Annotated in this window: 18 protein-coding genes; 15 read left to right on the top strand and 3 right to left on the bottom strand. The window is 63.4% G+C overall.

Translation table 11 applies throughout. The features are described from left to right. The 5 genes from BLT16_RS13265 to preA form a co-directional block, all read left to right on the top strand. Positions 1-338: transposase (locus BLT16_RS13265; RefSeq protein WP_143025072.1), on the top strand; the 338-nt coding region annotated here is incomplete at its 5' end. A gap of 21 nt (positions 339-359) precedes the next feature. Then, positions 360-1,217: a nitrilase-related carbon-nitrogen hydrolase gene (locus tag BLT16_RS13270; RefSeq protein WP_089658998.1), complete on the top strand. Its 858-nt coding sequence runs from the start codon at positions 360-362 to the stop codon at positions 1,215-1,217. A gap of 23 nt (positions 1,218-1,240) precedes the next feature. Continuing rightward, positions 1,241-2,683: a dihydropyrimidinase gene (gene hydA / locus BLT16_RS13275; protein ID WP_089658999.1), complete on the top strand. Its 1,443-nt coding sequence runs from the start codon at positions 1,241-1,243 to the stop codon at positions 2,681-2,683. 86 nt (positions 2,684-2,769) lie between these two features. Then, on the top strand, positions 2,770-4,146 hold the full coding sequence (locus BLT16_RS13280; protein WP_089659000.1) for an NAD(P)-dependent oxidoreductase: 1,377 nt from the start codon (positions 2,770-2,772) through the stop codon (positions 4,144-4,146). After that, positions 4,143-5,447: an NAD-dependent dihydropyrimidine dehydrogenase subunit PreA gene (gene preA, locus BLT16_RS13285; RefSeq protein WP_089659001.1), complete on the top strand. Its 1,305-nt coding sequence runs from the start codon at positions 4,143-4,145 to the stop codon at positions 5,445-5,447. Before BLT16_RS13280 ends, preA begins: the two co-directional genes overlap by 4 nt. A 5-nt stretch (positions 5,448-5,452) precedes the next feature. Here preA and BLT16_RS13290 read toward each other — a convergent pair whose 3' ends face one another. After that, entirely contained in the window at positions 5,453-6,073 is a 621-nt protein-coding gene (locus BLT16_RS13290; protein WP_089659002.1) for a TetR/AcrR family transcriptional regulator, read from the bottom strand. Positions 6,074-6,445: 372 nt separating this feature from the next. On the opposite strand from BLT16_RS13290, the gene BLT16_RS13295 reads away from it, so the two are divergent. The 6 genes from BLT16_RS13295 (at position 6,446) to BLT16_RS13320 (ending at position 13,771) form a co-directional block, all read left to right on the top strand. Then, positions 6,446-7,798 (top strand): NarK family nitrate/nitrite MFS transporter, encoded by a 1,353-nt coding sequence (locus tag BLT16_RS13295; RefSeq protein ID WP_089659003.1) that lies wholly within the window; start codon positions 6,446-6,448, stop codon positions 7,796-7,798. A gap of 116 nt (positions 7,799-7,914) precedes the next feature. Continuing rightward, complete coding sequence (locus BLT16_RS13300; protein WP_089659004.1) at positions 7,915-9,189, top strand: nitrate- and nitrite sensing domain-containing protein; 1,275 nt, start codon at positions 7,915-7,917, stop codon at positions 9,187-9,189. 279 nt (positions 9,190-9,468) lie between these two features. Then, positions 9,469-10,773: a CmpA/NrtA family ABC transporter substrate-binding protein gene (locus BLT16_RS13305; protein WP_089659005.1), complete on the top strand. Its 1,305-nt coding sequence runs from the start codon at positions 9,469-9,471 to the stop codon at positions 10,771-10,773. A 48-nt stretch (positions 10,774-10,821) separates the two neighbouring features. Then, positions 10,822-11,673, top strand: coding sequence for a nitrate ABC transporter permease (gene ntrB / locus BLT16_RS13310; RefSeq protein WP_089659006.1), 852 nt, complete (start codon positions 10,822-10,824; stop codon positions 11,671-11,673). A gap of 10 nt (positions 11,674-11,683) precedes the next feature. Then, positions 11,684-12,523, top strand: a complete 840-nt coding sequence (locus BLT16_RS13315; protein WP_089659007.1) for an ABC transporter ATP-binding protein — start codon at positions 11,684-11,686, stop codon at positions 12,521-12,523. A gap of 150 nt (positions 12,524-12,673) precedes the next feature. Then, positions 12,674-13,771, top strand: coding sequence for a histone deacetylase family protein (locus BLT16_RS13320; RefSeq protein WP_089659008.1), 1,098 nt, complete (start codon positions 12,674-12,676; stop codon positions 13,769-13,771). 27 nt (positions 13,772-13,798) lie between these two features. On the opposite strand, the gene chrA is transcribed toward BLT16_RS13320, so the two are convergent. Then, positions 13,799-15,016: a chromate efflux transporter gene (chrA, locus tag BLT16_RS13325; protein WP_089659009.1), complete on the bottom strand. Its 1,218-nt coding sequence runs from the start codon at positions 15,014-15,016 to the stop codon at positions 13,799-13,801. After that, the gene (locus tag BLT16_RS13330; protein WP_089659010.1) at positions 15,013-15,366 is read right to left on the bottom strand and encodes a PadR family transcriptional regulator; all 354 of its coding nucleotides are present in this window, start codon (positions 15,364-15,366) and stop codon (positions 15,013-15,015) included. Before BLT16_RS13330 ends, chrA begins: the two co-directional genes overlap by 4 nt. A 103-nt stretch (positions 15,367-15,469) precedes the next feature. Between BLT16_RS13330 and BLT16_RS13335 the strand changes: the two genes are divergently transcribed. The 4 genes from BLT16_RS13335 to kduI all read left to right on the top strand — a co-directional run bounded on the left by BLT16_RS13335 (position 15,470) and on the right by kduI (position 19,329). Next, positions 15,470-15,820, top strand: a complete 351-nt coding sequence (locus BLT16_RS13335; protein WP_089659011.1) for a rhodanese-like domain-containing protein — start codon at positions 15,470-15,472, stop codon at positions 15,818-15,820. 99 nt (positions 15,821-15,919) lie between these two features. Then, complete coding sequence (locus tag BLT16_RS13340; RefSeq protein WP_281243313.1) at positions 15,920-17,770, top strand: ABC transporter ATP-binding protein; 1,851 nt, start codon at positions 15,920-15,922, stop codon at positions 17,768-17,770. 319 nt (positions 17,771-18,089) lie between these two features. After that, entirely contained in the window at positions 18,090-18,332 is a 243-nt protein-coding gene (locus BLT16_RS13345) for a DUF1127 domain-containing protein (RefSeq protein ID WP_089659012.1), read from the top strand. Positions 18,333-18,492: 160 nt separating this feature from the next. Continuing rightward, positions 18,493-19,329 carry a 5-dehydro-4-deoxy-D-glucuronate isomerase gene (gene kduI / locus BLT16_RS13350; protein ID WP_089659013.1) on the top strand — a complete coding sequence of 279 codons (837 nt, stop codon included), beginning with the start codon at positions 18,493-18,495 and terminating at the stop codon, positions 19,327-19,329. Positions 19,330-19,334: the final 5 nt, after the last annotated feature.

The following is a 19,334-nucleotide window of genomic DNA, read 5'->3' on the forward strand; positions in this document are numbered from 1 at the left end:
TCAAAGAAAAGCTGCGCTGGATTCAGCAGGCGCCGACGCCACGTGCCGCCCGGTGGCGCATCACGAATTACCTCAACGTCATGCGTGAGGCCGTTACCGGTCAGGCACTGCTCAAGCCGATGGCGAAGGCTCTGACGACGCTGGAGCGGCATGCCGAGCAGGTGGTAAGGCGCTGGATGTCCGGTCTAACCAACGCACGCCTGGAAGGCATGAACGGTCTATTCCAGGCGGCCCGGTCACGCGCACGCGGCTACCGGAACGAGGCCAACTTCATCGCCATGATCTACCTGATCGGAAGCCCCGTGGGGCGAATGCTGGATCACACCAAATCCATATGAAGTGACGAAGAACCGCAGAAGATGAAGATCGGTCTGATCCAGATGGCGCTGAACACCAGTACCGAGCTGGCTCCAGACGCCATTCGCGATGCCATGAACGACGCCCACCTGCCGTTGATTCAGCAGGCCGCCGATGCCGGCGTACAGGTGCTGTGCTTTCAGGAAGTCTTCAACCAGCCCTACTTCTGCCCCAGCCAGGACCCCAAGTGGTATGCCGCCGCCGAGCGGGTCCCCGAGGGGCCGACCTGCCAGATGATGCAGAAGCTTGCCGCCAAGCATCGCATGGTGATGATCGTGCCGGTCTACGAGGAGACGGTGACGGGGGTCTACTACAACACCGCAGCGGTCTTCGACGCCGACGGCAGCTATCTCGGCAAGTATCACAAGACCCATATCCCCCAGGTTGCTGGCTTCTGGGAGAAGTTCTACTTCAAGCCCGGCAAATCGGAGTGGCCGGTCTTCGATACCGCCTACGGCAGGATCGGCGTCTACATCTGCTACGACCGCCACTTCCCTGAAGGCTGGCGAGCCTTGGCGCTCAACGGCGCCGAGGTAATCTTCAACCCCTCGGCCACCGTCGCCGGCCTCTCCCAGTACCTGTGGGAACTCGAACAACCCGCGTCCGCCGCGGCCAACGGCTGCTTTATCGCCGCCATCAACCGCGTCGGCACAGAGGCGCCCTGGAACATCGGCGAGTTCTACGGTTCGAGCTACATCGTCAATCCGCGCGGCCAGATCGAAGCCCAGGCCAGTGACAAGGAGGACGAACTGCTGATCCATGAGATCGACCTCGAGATGGTCCGCGAAGTGCGCAACAACTGGCAGTTCTTCCGCGACCGCCGCCCGGACGCCTACGCGCGCCTGACCGACGGCGAATGACCCCGATTACCAGGAGACGCAGCATGAGCTTACTGATTCGAGGTGGCACCGTGGTCACCGACAGCGATACCTACCGCGCCGACGTGCTCTGCGAGGGCGGCACCATTCACGCCATCGGCAACGATCTCGCGGCGCCTTCCGGCTGCGAGATCATCGATGCCAACGGCATGTACGTCATGCCTGGCGGCATCGACCCCCACACCCATATGCAGCTCCCCTTCATGGGCACCGTGGCCAGCGAGGATTTCTACACAGGTACCGCCGCGGCGCTGGCCGGGGGCACTACCTCGATCATCGACTTCGTCATTCCCCAGCCCGGTCAATCGCTGCTGGAGGCCTTCGAGACCTGGCAGGGCTGGGCCGAAAAGGCCGCCACCGACTTCGCCTTTCACGTCGCCATCACCTGGTGGGACGACAGCGTCCGCGAGGAGATGGGCACCCTGGTGCGCGAGCACGGCGTCAATAGCTTCAAGCACTTCATGGCCTACAAGGGCGCCATCATGGCCACCGACGACATCCTGGTGGAGAGCTTTTCACGCTGCCTGGAGCTCGGCGCAGTCCCCACCGTGCATGCCGAGAACGGCGAACTCGTCTACCACATGCAACAGAAGCTGCTGGCCGAAGGCTTTACCGGCCCCGAGGCGCATCCGCTGTCGCGTCCGCCCCAGGTCGAGGGCGAGGCCGCCAGCCGCGCGATCCGTATCGCCAGCACCTTGGGGGCACCGATCTATCTGGTGCACGTTTCCACCAAGGATGCCGTCGACGAAATCGCCTACGCGCGCCAGCAGGGCCACCCGGTCTACGGCGAGTGTCTGGCCGGCCACCTGGTGCTCGACGACAGTGTCTATCTCGACACCGACTGGGGACGCGCTGCGGCCCACGTGATGAGCCCACCGTTCCGGCCCAAAGGGCATCAGGAGGCCCTCTGGCAAGGCTTGCAATCGGGTAACTTGCAAACCACCGCCACCGACCACTGCTGCTTCTGTGCCGAGCAGAAGGCCGCCGGCAAGGACGACTTCACCAAGATCCCCAACGGCACCGCCGGGGTCGAGGATCGCATGGCGGTCCTCTGGGACGAGGGCGTCAACAGCGGCAAGCTGTCGATACAGGAATTCGTGGCACTGACGTCCACCAATACCGCGCGGATCTTCAACCTCTATCCGCGCAAGGGCGCCGTGCAGGTCGGCGCCGACGCCGACCTGGTGGTGTGGGACCCCGAGGGCAGCCGCACCATTTCGGCCAAGACTCACCACCAGAACGTCGACTTCAACATCTTCGAGGGCAAGACGGTACGCGGCATTCCGCGCCACACCGTCAGCCAGGGCAAATGGGTGTGGCGCGACGGCGAACTTCACGCCGAACGCGGTGCCGGCCGCTATCTCGAACGCCCTGCCTATCCGGGCGTTTTCGAGCTGCTCGAGCGGCGTGCCGAACGGCACGCCCCCAAGGCCGTGGCACGCGGCTAACCCTCGACGTCGGGGCCCACCAGGCCCCGCCAGCGCCCCGGCCAACGGGGCGCTCAGCCGTCCAATAACAAAGAGGCACTACCGTGATGAGTGATCTGACCCATCTCCCCCGGGTTGGCGAGGCCAGCGCGCTGGACGCGCACGGCCTGGCCGACAACTTCAATGACCTCCACCCACCGCTCAATGCGCGCCAGGCGATGACCGAGAGCCAGCGCTGCCTGTACTGCTACGACGCGCCCTGTATCGAGGCCTGCCCGTCGGATATCGATATCCCGCGCTTCATCCGCCAAATCAGCGAACACAACACCAACGGCGCCGCGCACACCATCCTCGAGCAGAACATCCTGGGTGGCAGCTGCGCGCGGGTCTGCCCTACCGAGATCCTCTGTGAGCAGCGTTGCGTGCGCAATCACGAAAGCGAATGTCAGCCGGTGCTGATCGGTCTGCTGCAGCGCTATGCCACCGACCACATGCGCTTCGACGGGCATCCGTTCCAGCGTGCCGCTGATAGCGGCCGCCACATCGCAGTGATCGGCGCCGGCCCCGCCGGCCTGGCCTGCGCCCATCGCCTGGCGATGCTGGGTCACCGCGTGACCATCTTCGAGGCCGAGGCCAAGCCCGGCGGTCTCAACGAATATGGCATCGCCCGCTACAAGATGACCGATGACTTCGCTCGCCGAGAGGTGGAGTTCCTGCTCGAGATCGGTGGCATCGAGATCCGCTACGGCCAACGACTAGGCCATGAGCTCCACCTGGGGCAATTGCATGCCGACTACGACAGCGTATTCCTGGGGCTCGGCCTGGGGGCCAGTCGCCAACTGGGATTGACCGGTGAAGATGCGCCAGGCCTGGCGCCAGCCGTGGACTATATCAAGACCCTGCGTCAGGCCGAGGATCTGACCCAACTCCCCCTGGCACGGCGCTGCGTGGTGATCGGCGCAGGCAACACCGCCATCGACATGGCCACCCAGATGGCCCGCCTCGGTGCCGAGGAGGTAACCCTGGTCTACCGCCGTGGCATCGAGGCCATGTCGGCCACCCAACATGAACAGGAGATCGCCAAGGCCAACGGTGTGCGGTTGCTGACCTGGGCGCGCCCCGAAGAGGTGTTGCTCGATGCGTCAGGCCGCGTGACGGGCATTCGCTTTGCCAAAACCCAGGACGAGGAGGGACGCCTGACCGACACCGGCGAGCACATTAAGCTAGCTGCCGACGCCATCTTCAAGGCCATCGGTCAGCGCTTCGATGACGACAGCCTCAGCGATGCCACGGCCAGCGAACTGGCCCGCGACGGTGAGCGCATCCACGTCGACGAGGCATTCCGCACCTCGCTGCCGCGGGTCTATGCCGGCGGCGACTGCGTGGCCCCCGGCCAGGACCTCACCGTCCAGGCCGTGCAGCACGGCAAGCTCGCCGCACATGCCATCCACCAGGATCTCTTGGCCAAGCAGGAGGCCGCATGACCCCTTCCAACGATAGCATCGTCAATGGCGTCGACTTGTCCGTCGACTTCGCCGGCATCAAGGCCCCCAACCCCTTCTGGCTGGCCTCGGCACCGCCCACCGACAAGGCCTATAACGTCGAGCGCGCCTATCGGGCAGGCTGGGGCGGCGTAGTCTGGAAAACCCTGGGTGAGGACCCGCCCGCGGTCAATGTCTCGTCGCGCTACTCGGCACACTTCGGCAACAACCGTGAGGTGTTGGGCTTCAATAACATCGAGCTGATCACCGACCGCTCGCTGGAAGTGAATCTCGAAGAGATCACTCGGGTAAAACGCGACTGGCCGGATCGCGCTTTGATCGTATCGATCATGGTGCCCTGTGAGGAAGCGGCATGGCGGCACATCCTGCCACTGGTGGAAGCCACCGGTGCCGATGGCATCGAGCTCAACCTGGGTTGCCCCCACGGCATGCCGGAGCGTGGCATGGGCGCGGCGGTGGGCCAGAACCCGGACTTGATCGAGCAGGTCGCGCGCTGGTGCAAGCAGTATTACGCCAAACCGGTGATCGTCAAGCTGACCCCCAACATCACCGACATCCGCGTGGCCGCCCAGGCGGCCCTGCGCGGTGGCGCCGACGCGGTATCGCTGATCAACACCATCAACTCGATCACCAGCATCGATCTCGACAATATGGTGGCCAAGCCCACCGTCGGGCAGCAGAGCACCCACGGGGGCTACTGCGGCAGTGCGGTCAAGCCCATCGCCCTGAACATGGTCGCCGAGATCGCCCGCGACACCCCCACCCAGGATCTGCCAATCTCCGGCATCGGCGGCATCTCGGATTGGCGCGATGCCGCGGAATTCGTGGCGCTCGGCGCCGGCAGCGTGCAGGTGTGCACCGCCGCCATGCTGCATGGCTTTCGCATCGTCGAGGAGATGAAGGATGGCCTGTCACGGTGGATGGCCGCGCAGGGCTACGACACGATCCAGGCCTTCTCGGGCAAGGCGGTGGCCAACACCACCGACTGGAAGCACCTCGACATGAACTTCAAGACCATCGCGCATATCGATCAGGACAAGTGCATCGAGTGCGGACGCTGCTATATCGCCTGCGAGGATACCTCGCACCAGTCGATCGCCAAGCTGATCGACGCCAGCGGTGCGCGGCGCTACGAAGTGATCGAAGAGGAGTGCGTGGGCTGCAACCTGTGCCAGATCACCTGCCCGGTTCAGGACTGCATCACCATGGTGCCCCAACAAACCGGCAAGCCCTACATGAGCTGGGATCAGGACCCGCGCAACCCCTTCCGCCAAGCAAGCTGAATGGCCTAGGCCGACAGGCCGATCCCGCGCAGGATCACCGAGGTCACCGACTGCACCGCCCGCTCGAATTGGATATCGTCGAGCGGGCGGTCGTCGTTGAGTAACGCTATCTGGTGATCGAAATCCGCATAGTGCTGGGTCGAGGCCCAGATCATGTAGAGCAGATGCGAAGGGTCGACCGGGAGGATCCGGTCGTCCTCGATCCATTCCCGAATCTTGGCTTCCTTGAGCTTGGCCCACTCATAGAGGTTGTCGCGCAGACGCTCCTGAAGTATCGGCGCACCCTGCATGACCTCGGCCGCCCAGACCTTGGAGCCATAGGCCCGGTTGCGAGAGTGCTGCATCTTGGCGCGAATATAGCTCGACAGTACGATTCGGGGGTCATCGTAGAGTTCAAAGCACAGCGCATCCTGCTTCCACACCTCGAGCAGCCCTAACAGCACTTCGCGATACAGCTCTTCCTTGGTCGCGAAGTAGTAGTGCACATTCGACTTGGGCAAATCGGCCAACTGGGCGATGTCACCCATGGCGGCGCCCGCATAGCCCTTCTCGGCAAAGACCTGCTCGGCGGCGAGCAGGATCTTCTCGACATTGCGGCGGCGTATATCACCCTTCTTCTTGGCCATCCAGCCTCCTTCCACCCAGGTCTCACGCTGAACGTTGCCACGGCCCGCTAGCCAGGCCCCTATCAAGCGTACCATTTTCCCCACGCCGAGGCGGGCGGTTCCAGCGCCAGGCGCCCGCTCCCTGCACCCTGGCCCGACATAGCAACGTCAAAGGTGCACCAACATGCACCATGCAGCGCAACATGCCATTTGCCACAACAAGCGCAAGCAACTGATTAAAAACAAAAACACCAATATCGGCAATATATTTGCTAGCAGTTATTGCAGCTATTGACGTGGACCAGGCTCAACCGAGTACGAGTGCGTCGACCTGACCTTCAACGGCGAAGGCCCTGATCGTGAGTTCGACCGTCACTTGACGAGGTTAGTCCCATGGATATTCGCAACAAGGCCAACAAGATTCGCCTGTTGAACGTCAGTACCCCACAGATGCGAGCCTTCCACTTCTCCTGGTTCGCCTTTCATATCTGTTTCTTCGGCTGGTTCGGTATCGCACCGCTGATGGCGGTGGTCCGCGAGGACCTCAACCTGACCCAGACCCAGATCGGCAATACCATCATCGCCTCGGTGGCCATCACTGTGATCGTACGCCTGCTGATCGGCGTGCTGTGCGACCGCATCGGCCCGCGCAAGGCCTACTCCGGGTTGCTGATCCTCGGCTCGATTCCAGTGATGGGTATCGGCTTCGCCAACAGTTTCGAGACCTTCCTGCTGGCCCGCCTGGCGATCGGTGCGATCGGCGCCTCCTTCGTGATTACGCAGTACCACACCACCATGATGTTCGCCCCCAACGTGGTCGGCACCGCCAACGCTACGTCGGCGGGCTGGGGCAACCTGGGCGGAGGCACCACGCAAATCCTGATGCCGCTGATCTTCTCCGGCATTCTGATGCTCGGCGTCAGCGAGACCCTCGGCTGGCGGCTGGCCATGGTGGTGCCCGGCGTGGTGCTGTTCATTACCGGCATCTGCTACTACCGCTTTACCCAGGATGCCCCCAACGGCAACTTCGAGGACTTGCGCGCCCGCGGCGAGCTACCCCAGGCCAACGGCGACAGCGGTGCCGGCCAGACCTTCCTGGCCGCCGCCAAGGACATCCGCGTCTGGGCACTGTTCGTTGTCTACGCCATCTGCTTCGGCGTCGAGTTGACCATCAACAACATTGCCGCCATCTACTTCTTCGATCACTTCGATCTGACCCTGGCTACCGCGGGCCTGATTGCCGGGCTGTTCGGCCTGATGAATGTGTTCGCTCGTACCATGGGCGGTATCTTCTCGGATCTGTTCGCCAAGCATGGCGGTCTCAAGGGCCGCGTGCGCTGGCTGTTCATCGCCCTGGTATGCGAGGGCATCGCCCTGGTGGCGTTCTCTCAGATGCATGTCCTCTCCTACGCCATCGGCATCATGCTGGTGTTCAGCCTGTTCGTGCAGATGGCCGAAGGCGCGACCTACGGCGTGGTGCCGTTCATCAACAAGAAAGCGCTGGGCGCGGTGGCCGGTATCGTTGGCGCCGGCGGCAACGTCGGCGCCGTGGCCGCGGCCTTCCTGTTCCGCTCGGAAGCCATCACCTACCAGCAGGGGCTGTTCTACCTCGGCCTGATCGTGCTGGTGCTGGCCTCATGCGCCCTGCTGGTGCGCTTCTCACCGGAGACCGAAGCCGAAGAAGCCGCCGCCTATCAGGATGCCGTGGGAGAGGAGACCGGTGCCGGGGCACTCTCGCTGCGCTGAGTGCAGCCCGCGCTGCCATCAGGCTCGGTTCATCAGCAAGCCGCCGCCCGCAAGGGCGGCGGCTTGCGTGACAACAGGCACCGTATTGCTGCGTATTTTTCCAGGAGGTCTAGCCCATGAATCCCGCATACCGCCTACTGCAGGCCGCCAAGCGTAGCGAAATCGACAGCCTCCAACGGCTCGCCGCCACCTGCGAACTGGTCGGCGATATCAGCCGCTTCGTGCATGCGCTGCAAAAGGAGCGCGGTGCCTCGAACATCTATCTCACCTCCGGCGCCCAGCGCTTCAGCGAACGCCGCCTGGAGCGCATCAGTGACAGCCTCAAGCGCGAACAGGCGATTCGTGAACGCCTCGATGACTTGCCGCAGCACGCCGCCAGTAATGCCCGCCTGCTCAAGCGCATCGCCTGCGTGTGGGCCGCCCTCGACGCCCTCCCCGCACTGCGCGAGGAGATCGAGGCGCTATCGATCAGCGCCGACGCTGCCACCCGCACCTATAATCGCCTGATCGGCGGGCTGCTGGCAGTTGTCTTCGATGCTGCCGATACCGCCGACGACCCCGATGTAACCCGCTCGCTGGTGGCCATTTTCCATTTCATGCAGGGCAAGGAGCTGGCCGGCCAGGAGCGCGCCTGTGGCGCCATCGGCTTCACCGCCGGTGAATTCGACAGCGCCCATCGCCAGCTGCTGCTTCAACTGATCGACGCTCAGCAGCGCTGTTTCGATACCTTCAGCGAGTTTGCCAGCGACGCTGCCCGCGAGCACTGGCAACAGCAGCATGCCCCGCGCCGCCAGGATGGTATCCAGCAACTACGCGAACAGGCCTGTACCGAGAGCACTGGCCAGCGCCTGGATCGCAGCCTTGGTGAAACCTGGTACGAGCTCACCACCGCACGGCTCGACGCCATGCAGCAGGTCGAGGCGCAGTTGGCCGCTGAGCTTTCTCAGCTGTGCCACCGCAAGATCGAACAGGCACGCAGCGATATGCATGACCAGCAACAGCTGGATGCTTCGCTTCACGATGCCGTCGAGCAGTGCTCTACCTGTGAACAGCTGGTCGACCTATTTCCCCAGGAGGCCACCCACGAGCTAGGCCAGTTGACCGCCACTGCGGTCGAGTCGCGGCTCAATCGCGGCCTGATCGACCTGATGCAGTCCCAGAACGCGCGACTCCAGCACATCAGCGACGAACTGGAAAGCACCCGTGAACTGTTGCGTGAGCGTAAGTTAATTGAGCGCGCCAAGGGCATGATCATGGAACACCAGCAGATGAGTGAAGACCAGGCCTATCGTTTCCTGCGCAAGGCCTCCATGGACCAGAGCAAGAGCATGGCCGAGATGGCCAAGACCATCATCGACCTGGCCGATATCCTGCAAAAGCGTCAGGCATGAGGGCGCAAGTGGTGCGCTGCATTATCACCACGCACCAAGACAACGCCGTGCCGGTCATTGACCAGATAAACCTTCTCTTCGCAAGTCCTTGTTAACGAAAGCATCAGCACTATTAGGCGGAAAAATGGCACCCTAACTGCAACGGTATTGGCGTACGCTGAGTCAACGACGGTTCAGCTCCCAGGCAGTTTTCAATACCGGACAACGGCGTCTGATAAGAGTCATCCACCTAGTGGAGTGACTTGAATCAGGCGCCGTTTCTTTGTTTGGAGCCATCGCATGAACAACAATAGATTCAAGGGCTACTCCCCTCAGCGTCGTCGCTTTTTGAAGAACTCCGCCACCATGATGGGTGGAGCTGCACTGCTCAGCAGCCTGCCGGTTAGCTGGGCTTTCGCCGACGGCAAGCCGGAAACCACCGCGGCCAAACTGGGCTTCATTGCCCTGACCGATGCCGCCCCGCTATTCGTCGCCGATGAAAAGGGCTTCTTCGCCAAGCACGGCATGACCGATGTCGAGGTGCTCAAGCAGTCGTCCTGGGGCACGACCCGTGACAACCTGGTGCTAGGCTCGCAGCGCAACGGCATCGACGGTGCGCACATCCTCACGCCGATGCCCTACCTGATCAGTTCAGGAGCCGTCACGCCCAATAACCAGCCGGTGCCGATGAGCATCCTGGCACGCCTCAACCTCAACGGCCAATGCATCTCGGTAGGCAGTGATTACGCCGACCTGGAGGTGCAGCTCGATACCCGTGAGTTCGGACAGGCACTGGCCGAGAAGCGTGCCGGAGGTGACGAGGCCACTGCTGCCATGACCTTCCCTGGCGGCACCCACGACATGTGGATTCGTTACTGGATGGCGGCTGGCGGTATCGACCCCGATCGCGACGTATCGACCATCACGATTCCGCCTGCACAGATGGTCGCCAATATGCGCGTTGGCAGCATGGATACCTTCTGCGTCTGCGAGCCCTGGAACCATCAGCTGGTCAACCAGGGGATCGGCTATACCGCCAATACTACCGGTGAGCTTTGGAACGACCATCCGGAGAAAGCCTTCGCCATGCGCAGCGATTATGTGGAGGAAAATCCCAACGCCACCCAGGCACTGCTGATGGCGATCATGGAAGCCCAGATGTGGTGCGAGGACCCGGCCAACCATGAAGAGATGGCGCAGATCTGCTCGCGTCGTCGCTGGATTCATGCCCCCTTTGATGACCTTATCGATCGCATTCAGGGCAATTTCGACTACGGAACAGGGCGCGTCATCGAGAACCATCCGCAGATGATGCGCTACTGGGACCGTCATGCATCCTACCCCTTCAAGAGCCACGACCTGTGGTTCCTGACCGAGAACCAGCGCTGGGGCTACCTGCCGCAGGAGCTCGACACCGCCGCCCTGATCGAGCAGGTCAATCGCGAGGATCTATGGCGCCAGGCCGCCGACCGCCTCGGTGTGGCATCAAGCGATATTCCCGAGTCGACATCGCGTGGCGTCGAGACTCTGTTCGATGGCAAGACGTTCGACCCTGAGAATCCTCAGGCCTACCTCGACAGCCTCGAGATCAAGCGCCTGGCCTGAGCCATGTACCTCGCTCAACCACTGACCCACTGACACGGGAGAATCGCCATGAGCGTTTCATCCAGCACTGACAGCCCCCGTCGCCCACTACCGGGGTGGTCGCCCAATCTTCACCGCCTTCGCGGCACCTTGATCCATAATGTCCTGCCACCGGCGATCATCATTGCCGTGCTTGGGGCAATCTGGGAGATCCTCTGCTCGTCGCCCGGCGCAGCGCTGCCGCCTCCCTCCCAGGTGATCAGCGATACCTGGGAGCTGATCGTCAACCCGTTCTACGACTACGGCGGCAACGACAAGGGCATGGGCTGGCAGATCCTGGCCAGCCTCGAGCGGGTCGCCTACGGCTACCTGCTGGCGGTGGTGGCCGGCATCAGCCTCGGCGTGCTGGTCGGCCAGTCCACCTGGGCCATGCGCGGCCTCGACCCAGTGTTCCAGGTGCTGCGCACCGTGCCGCCGCTGGCCTGGCTACCGATCTCCCTGGCCGGCTTCCAGGACAGCACCCCGTCCGCCATCTTCGTGATCTTCATCACCGCGATCTGGCCGATCATCATCAACACCTCGGTTGGGGTGCGTAATATCCCCGAGGATTACCGCAACGTGGCACGGGTGCTGCGCCTCAATGGCGCGGAGTATTTCACCCGCATCATGCTGCCCGCCGCTGCCCCCTATATCTTCTCCGGGCTGCGCATCGGCGTGGGACTGTCGTGGCTGGCCATCGTCGCCGCCGAGATGCTGATCGGCGGGGTGGGCATCGGCTTCTTCATCTGGGATGCCTGGAACGCCTCGATGATCAGCGACATCGTGCTGGCGCTGATCTATGTCGGCATCGTCGGCTTCTTCCTCGATCGAATGGTCGCCTACATCGGCAACCGCGTCACCCGCGGCACCGCCAAGGGCTAAGGAGATCCCCATGACCAATCGCTATCTCAGCATCGAACAGGTCGACATGACCTTTCACACCAAAGGCGGCGCGAGCAACGTACTCAAGGGCATCGACCTGAGCGTCGCCCGTGGCGAGTACATCTCGATCATCGGCCACTCCGGCTGCGGCAAGTCGACCCTGCTCAATATCATCGCCGGGTTGACCGAGTCGACCTCTGGCGCAGTGATCCTCGACGGCAAAGAGGTCAACGCCCCGGGCCCCGATCGCAGCGTGGTGTTCCAGAACCACTCGCTGCTGCCATGGTTGACCGTCTACGAGAACGTCGCGCTGGCGGTCAACAAGACCTGTGCGCGCACCAAGAGCAAGGCCGAACGCCACGCCTGGATTCTCAAGAACCTCGAGATGGTCGGCATGAGCCATGCGCTGGACAAGCGCCCGGCGGAGATCTCCGGCGGCATGAAGCAGCGTGTCGGTATCGCCCGGGCGCTGGCCATGGAACCCAAGGTACTGCTGCTCGACGAGCCCTTTGGGGCACTCGACGCCCTGACCCGTGCCCACCTCCAGGAGGAGGTGATGCGCATCCAGGATGAGCTCGGCAACACCGTGATCATGATCACCCACGACGTCGACGAGGCGGTGCTGCTCTCCGACCGCATCGTGATGCTGACCAACGGCCCCTCGGCGCGGATCGGTGAAGTGCTCGATATCGACCTGCCGCGGCCGCGCAATCGCATCACCCTGGCGGACGACCCGGCCTACAACCGCTACCGCCAGGAGGTGTTGCGCTTCCTGTATGAGAAGCAGCGCAAGGTCGAGCGGCTTGCCGAGCGGCGTGACAACCCCCAACCCACCAAGGCCCGTGCCTGATCGCACCGGCGCCGGGCCAAGCGCAGCAACGCCCGCCACCTTAGGGTGGCGGGCGTTGCGTATAGGCACCATTGAATCACGCTAAAGATGGCAAGGCGGCGATCATCGGACCATGCTCATAGCCATCGACCGTAATTTAGAGCCCGCCCAATGACCGATGTCACCCCCGTCATGGTGTTCTATGACCCGCGCATGCTGGCCCACGAACCCAGTCCCGACGCTGCCTTCTTGCCTGGGCGCATGGATCAGCGTATCCGTCAGCTGCTCTCGGGTCTCGGAGTGCCCTGGAAATATCCGGAGCACCCGGGCCGGCTGACCGCCATCCAGCAACTGCTGGCGCTGACGCCTATCGAGGGTATCGACTTCGCCGACGGCACGGCCGCCACCCGGGAACAGTTGGGCCGGGTCCATACCTCGTCATATCTCGAGCAGGTCTACAAGCTGCGCGGTCAGTATGCCTGGCTGGACGTGGATACCACCGCCGTCTCGCCGGGCAGCGTCGAAGCCGCCGAGGTGGCCGCCGGTACCGCCATCGCCGCGGTGGAAACCGTGGTTACCGGGCGCAATCCCAGCGCCTTTGCCCTGGTCCGCCCACCGGGGCACCACGCCGAGCCAGTGCGTGCACGCGGCTTCTGTCTGTTCAACAACGTGGCCGTGGCCGCCGCCCACGCCAAGGCGGAGCTTGGCTGCCAACGCATCATGATTGTCGACTGGGATGCCCACCACGGCAACGGTACCCAGGACATCTTCTGGGCCGACCCCGACGTGCTGTTCATCGATCTGCACCGGGCCGCGCCCTTCTATCCCGGCTCCGGCAGTCTCGAGGAGGTTGGTGGAGGCCTCGGCGAAGGCACCACGGTCAATATCCCGATGCCGGCCAACGCCGGCGATGCCGCCTACCTGAAAGCCTTCGACAGCATCCTCGAGCCGGCCGCCGAGTGGTTCCAGCCCGACCTGATCCTGGTCTCGGCAGGCTTCGACCCCCACGCCCACGACCTGGCGCTGAATGTCTCCTACGGCGGCTTTGCCGCCATGACCCACCGCCTCAAACTGCTCGCCGAGCGGCACTGCGACGGTCGGTTGGTGTTCGTCCTCGAAGGTGGCTACAACCTGATCTCACTGTCACACGGGGTCAAAGCCGTGCTCGAGGTACTGGCCGGCGCCATTCCGCCACCGCCCGGCGAATTTGGCGTCGCCGAGGTCGAGGCCGCTGCCGCCTTTCACCGCAGTGCCTTTCTCGACCCGTGATCGCTTACCTCGCCGGTGTGCCACGTATCACGCCGGCAGGCCGGCGACCAGGCTGATCAGCACGCCGCCCAGCGCCATCACCGCCACCGCCGCCCAGGCCGGCAGTTTCCACACCGTGAGCAGCAGGAAACCGCTCAGCGCCAGGGCGAACTCGTAGGAACCGATGATCGCGCTCGTCCATACCGGCTGATAGAGCGCGGCACCGAGGATCCCGACCACCGCGGCATTGGCCCCCCGCATCAACGACTGGGCGCTGGCCCACTGGCGAAAGCGGTTCCAGAACGGCAGCACCGCCACCAGCAGCAGCATGCCGGGCACGAAGATCGCCAGCAGCGCCAGGGTCGCGCCGATCAGGCCGTTAGGCACCGGCTCGAGCACCGCGCCGAGGTAGGCGGCGAAGGTGAAAAGTGGCCCCGGCACCGCCTGCGCTGCTCCGTAGCCGGCCAGGAACTCGTCCGGAGTGACCCAGCCAGACTGCACCACTTCGGCCTCGAGCAGCGGCAGCACCACGTGGCCGCCACCGAATACCAGCGCACCGGCGCGGTAGAACGCATCGAGCAGCGCCAGGGCCTGCGACGGCGTGGCCCAGGCCAGCAGCGGCAAGCCAACCAGCAGCAGTGCAAAGGCCACCAGCGCGATGCCACCAGCGCGCCGGGTGACCGGGAAATGCACCTCGCTGACCGCTTGCTCCACCGCGGCGCGGCACAGCACCAGACCGGCCAGCCCCCCGGCAACGATCGCCACCACCTGCCCCAAGGGGCCGCTGACCATCACCACGATCAGCACCGCCGCCAGGCCGATGGCCGCGCGCTGTCGATCGGGGCAGAGGTTACGCGCCATGCCCCACACCGCATGGGCGACGATGGCCACCGCCGCGACCTTGAGGCCATGGATGATGCCGCTTCCCACCGGCCCCTCCATCACCGCCGCGCCGAAAACGAACAGGACCAGCACGATGGCCGACGGCAGGGTAAAGGCCAGCCACGCCATGGCCGCCCCCCAGGGGCCGGCGCGCATTAGGCCCAACGCGAAGCCGACCTGACTACTGGCCGGCCCGGGCAGAAACTGGCAGAGCGCCACCAGGTCGGCGTAATCCTTCTCCGACAGCCACTGGCGGCGGGCCACGAACTCGCTGCGGAAATACCCCAGGTGGGCAATCGGCCCTCCGAAGGAGGTCAGCCCCAGCATCAGAAAGGCCTGGAACACTTCCTTGATGCGTCCCGCAGGATAGGTCACTGCCGTCATTCTCCTGACTCCTCGGTGTGTGGTGGGGCGTGCGTGCTATCAGTTATCTCCCCCTGACCCGCCTCGGCGCTGAACTCCTTGAGCTGACGTTTGGCGACCGCCAGCCCCTCCAGGCCCAGGGGCGTGGCGCGATACAGCTTGCGTCGCGTGCTGCCCTGCTGCTCCTGGCGTGACTGCAGGTAGCCCTTGCGCTCCATGGCATGCAGCATCGGATAGAGGGTGCCGGGGCTGAGCCGATAGCCGTGGCGTGCCAGCTCGTCGATCATCCACTGGCCGTAGATGTCGTGCTCGGCGGCGTGGTGCAACACGTGCAGGCGTACCAACCCCGATAGCAGATCATGATGTTCCATGTTGTTGACTCGCTGATGACAACTAACGAAAATCGATATCGATTTTCGTTTTAGCAAGCCTGCTCGTGCAGGGCAAGCCCAATCCGATCAGAGGAGTCATGCAATGGCCAATCATTCCGAGGCGTTTCTGCGCCTGGCCAACGAGGCCAAGGCGCGCATCAAGGAAGTCTCCCCCGCACAAGCCAAGCAGATGATCCGCGACGGCGCTTTGGTGCTGGACGTGCGCGACAAGGAGGAGTTCGAGCAGGGGCATATCGACGAGGCGCTCAACATCAGCCGCGGCACGCTGGAGATGCGCATCGGCGAGGCCGCTCCCGACAAGCAGGCGCCGATCGTCTGCCACTGCGCCGGCGGCAACCGCGGTGCGCTGGCCGCTGACACCCTGCAGCGCATGGGCTACACCCAGGTGGTCAATATCCAGGGTGGCCTCAAGGCCTTCGAGAGCGACGAGTAAGCGCGGCCTGGCAAGGCAAGCGACCCTCGCGTCCTCTCGCACAGGCCAGGGCCCCCTCGAACAAGGTACACTCGCGGCAAATGCCGTGGATCGCTTGTCTTGACCTCAGCCTCATCGAATAGCGCTAGCCGCAACCCGCTCGCCGGCTTCTTTGGCGTGTTCCGCTACAGCCGCCGAGCCCTGGGTCTGGTGTGGGAAACCTCACACTGGATGACCCTGGGGCTGATGCTATGCACCCTGGTCGCCGGGGTGCTGCCGGCGGTGGCGGCCTGGGTGGGCCAGCTGATCGTCGACGGCGTGGTCGACGCAATGGAGGCCCACCGCGCGGCCAGCGATCCCGAGCTGTTGGTACTGATCACCCCGGTGCTGTGGCTGGTGGCACTGGAGGGGCTGATCATCGGGCTGATCGCCATGGCTCAGCGCGGCCTCGCCGCCCAGCAGTCGCTGCTACGGGCGCTGCTGGGCCAGAAGGTCAACGTCATGATCCTCGAGAAAGCCGGACGCCTGTCGCTGAGCCAGTTCGAGGACTCCGAGCTCTACGACAAGTTGACCCGCGCCCGCCGCGAGGCCTCGACCCGCCCCCTGGCGCTGGTCAACAAGACCTTCGGCCTTCTGCAGAACGCCATCTCGCTGGCCAGTTTCGGCGTGCTGCTGGTGCAGTTCTCGCCCTGGGCGCTTCTGCTGCTGGTGGCCGGCGCCCTGCCGGTGTTCGTCTCCGAGGCCAAGTTCTCCGGCGACGCCTTCCGGCTGTTCCGCTGGCGCTCGCCCCAGACCCGCATGCAGATGTACCTGGAGACGGTGCTGGCCCGAGAGGACAGCATCAAGGAGGTCAAGCTGTTCGGCCTCGAAGGGCTGTTCCTGCAGCGCTATCGCGATATCTTCACCCGGCTGTTCCGCGAGGAACGCCTGTTGACCCTGCGCCGCGAGACCTGGGGTTTCCTGCTCGGCCTGCTCGGCACCCTGACCTTCTACGCCGCCTACGGCTGGGTGGTGGTGGAGACCATCGCCGGCACCCTGACACTGGGCGAGATGACCATGTACCTGATGGTCTTCAAGCAGGGCCAGGCGGCACTCTCGGCCAGCCTCACCGCGATCAGCGGCATGTACGAGGACAACCTCTACCTGTCGAATCTCTACGAGTATCTGGAGCAGCCGGTAGAGGACGACGGCGGCACCCTCACCCAAGGAACGCATCCTGGTGACGGTCTGCGCTTCGAGGGTGTCAGTTTCGCCTATCCCGGCGGCGAGCCGGTACTGCACGATATCGACCTGCACCTTGCGCCGGGCCAGAGTCTTGCCCTGGTGGGCGAGAACGGCTCCGGCAAGACCACCCTGATCAAGCTGCTGACGCGGCTCTATCACCCCACCCAGGGTCGCATCCTGCTCGACGGCAGCGACCTGCGCGACTGGCAGACCGAGGCTCTGCGCGAGCGGATCGGCGTGATCTTCCAGGACTTCGTGCGCTACCAGCTGCAGGTCGGCGAGAACCTCGGCGTCGGTGATACCCACGCCTTCGACGACCAGGACCGCTGGCAAGAGGCCGCCCGCCACGGCATGGCCGACGACTTCATCGCACGCATGACCAGCGGCTACCAGACCCAGTTGGGTCGCTGGTTCAAGGGCGGCCAGGAACTCTCCGGCGGGCAGTGGCAGAAGATCGCCCTGTCGCGGGCCTATATGCGCGAAAAAGCCGATATCCTGGTGCTCGACGAACCCACTGCTGCGATGGACGCCGCCGCCGAGGCGGAGATCTTCGCGCGCTTCCGCGAGCATGGGCGCGACAAGATGACCATCCTGATCTCGCACCGCTTCTCCACGGTGCGCAGCGCCGAGCAGATCCTGGTCATCGACCGCGGCGAGATCATCGAGCGCGGCACCCACGACCAGCTGCTGGCCGCCGACGGCCGCTACGCCACGCTGTTTAGGCTCCAGGCCAAGGGGTATCGCTGACGGTCCGGGCTCAACGGCTCTCTCTCAACCGCTTGACGCTTGATCAGCGATTGTTTATAAAAAAAGCGTCACTCACCTTAAGGTGGGCGACATTCATCCCATCCAGAGACCGTTTTCTCATGCGCTGGCAAGTCCGCGTCAACCGCCCAAGCAAGCTACATCGCATTGCCAATAATGCGATGCGAGCCTGCCGTTGCCGCGTGCCAATCCAATACTGAGAAACGATGGCCGCGGCATGTGTCGCGGTCATGAGATCTCCCAGCTGTATCGGTCATCCCCTGTTCGCGCCACATCCCGGCCTCCGTAAGGAGACCGAGAAATGGCAATTTCATCGACTATTAAAAAACTGTTTCACGCCCTGAGCAGCCGTGCGATCAAGCGTCGTCAATTCGCTCAACTCAGGGAGTGCGACCCACGCATGCTCAAGGACATGGGCCTGCGTTGGGAGCGCGGCACCCTGGTCGCCATCAACCCCGAGCGCGAGCCGGCGCCTCAGCAACGCAAGGCCGTCACCCGCGACGCGCATGAGAGCTGTCCCCACTGCGGGAGCAGACTGACGTAGCCATCGCCCCGGCCACAGGACGTGGCCGGGGCCTCTTAGTTCCATGATGCCTAACTTGCACCAGCGCGCCCTATACAGGTGTGCTTGCAAGACTCCACGCGCAGATGATATTTTTGAACCCACGTTTTGATTTTTAGAAACCAACGGTTCTGGAGAAGACATGGAAATCAGGCAAGCCATCCATAGCGAGCATGCCAAGCAGCTGGATACCCAAGGACTGCGAGATCAGTTCCTGATCGAAAAGCTCTTCATCCCCGATCAGCTCAAGCTGGTCTATAGCCATCTCGACCGCATCATTCTCGGCGGGGCACTACCCGTCGATAAGGCTATTACGATTCCCAAGTCGCTGAACCAACAGACAGGCACCGACTACTTTCTCGAGCGGCGCGAGCTAGGCACCATCAACATTGGTGGTCCGGGTAGCATCACGGTAGATGGCACTCGCTATGCGGTCGGCACTCATGAGGCGCTGTATATCGGCAAGGAGAGCCGTGATGTCCGGTTCGAGAGCGACGATCCCGCTAAGCCAGCGACCTTTTATCTATGCTGCGCTCCGGCCCATCAGGCCTACCCAACCCGCAAGGTCAAGCTGGAAGAAGCCTCTCCTCAGACTCTAGGCGACGCGGCCAATAGCAATCGCCGTACCATATACAAATATCTCGTGCCCGATGTCCTGCCCACCTGCCAGTTGCTGATGGGCATGACACGTCTCGAGGAGGGAAGCCTCTGGAATACTATGCCCTGCCACATTCATGACAGGCGCATGGAAGCTTATTTCTACTTCGATATGGCCCAGGACAGCCTCGTTTTCCATATGATGGGAGAACCCCATGAAACACGGCATCTGGTGGTACGCAATCGCCAGGCTGTGCTATCTCCGAGCTGGTCGCTGCACTCAGGTGTCGGTACGGGCAGCTACACTTTCATCTGGGCTATGTTGGGTGAGAATCAGACCTTCTCAGATATGGATCATATCGCCATGGCTGATTTGCGCTGAACGAG

The organism is Franzmannia pantelleriensis (assembly GCF_900102875.1).
GTDB classification, from domain to species: domain Bacteria; phylum Pseudomonadota; class Gammaproteobacteria; order Pseudomonadales; family Halomonadaceae; genus Franzmannia; species Franzmannia pantelleriensis.

Coding starts and splice junctions, on each gene's coding strand:
- chrA (WP_089659009.1), bottom strand. CDS start 15,016: ATGACGGCAGTGACCTATCCTGCGGGACGCATCAAGGAAGTGTTCCAG.
- ntrB (WP_089659006.1), top strand. CDS start 10,822: ATGAGCGTTTCATCCAGCACTGACAGCCCCCGTCGCCCACTACCGGGG.
- BLT16_RS13305 (WP_089659005.1), top strand. CDS start 9,469: ATGAACAACAATAGATTCAAGGGCTACTCCCCTCAGCGTCGTCGCTTT.
- BLT16_RS13295 (WP_089659003.1), top strand. CDS start 6,446: ATGGATATTCGCAACAAGGCCAACAAGATTCGCCTGTTGAACGTCAGT.
- BLT16_RS13335 (WP_089659011.1), top strand. CDS start 15,470: ATGGCCAATCATTCCGAGGCGTTTCTGCGCCTGGCCAACGAGGCCAAG.
- BLT16_RS13290 (WP_089659002.1), bottom strand. CDS start 6,073: ATGGCCAAGAAGAAGGGTGATATACGCCGCCGCAATGTCGAGAAGATC.
- BLT16_RS13280 (WP_089659000.1), top strand. CDS start 2,770: ATGAGTGATCTGACCCATCTCCCCCGGGTTGGCGAGGCCAGCGCGCTG.
- BLT16_RS13330 (WP_089659010.1), bottom strand. CDS start 15,366: ATGGAACATCATGATCTGCTATCGGGGTTGGTACGCCTGCACGTGTTG.
- BLT16_RS13300 (WP_089659004.1), top strand. CDS start 7,915: ATGAATCCCGCATACCGCCTACTGCAGGCCGCCAAGCGTAGCGAAATC.
- BLT16_RS13315 (WP_089659007.1), top strand. CDS start 11,684: ATGACCAATCGCTATCTCAGCATCGAACAGGTCGACATGACCTTTCAC.
- BLT16_RS13270 (WP_089658998.1), top strand. CDS start 360: ATGAAGATCGGTCTGATCCAGATGGCGCTGAACACCAGTACCGAGCTG.
- BLT16_RS13345 (WP_089659012.1), top strand. CDS start 18,090: ATGGCAATTTCATCGACTATTAAAAAACTGTTTCACGCCCTGAGCAGC.
- preA (WP_089659001.1), top strand. CDS start 4,143: ATGACCCCTTCCAACGATAGCATCGTCAATGGCGTCGACTTGTCCGTC.
- hydA (WP_089658999.1), top strand. CDS start 1,241: ATGAGCTTACTGATTCGAGGTGGCACCGTGGTCACCGACAGCGATACC.
- BLT16_RS13320 (WP_089659008.1), top strand. CDS start 12,674: ATGACCGATGTCACCCCCGTCATGGTGTTCTATGACCCGCGCATGCTG.
- kduI (WP_089659013.1), top strand. CDS start 18,493: ATGGAAATCAGGCAAGCCATCCATAGCGAGCATGCCAAGCAGCTGGAT.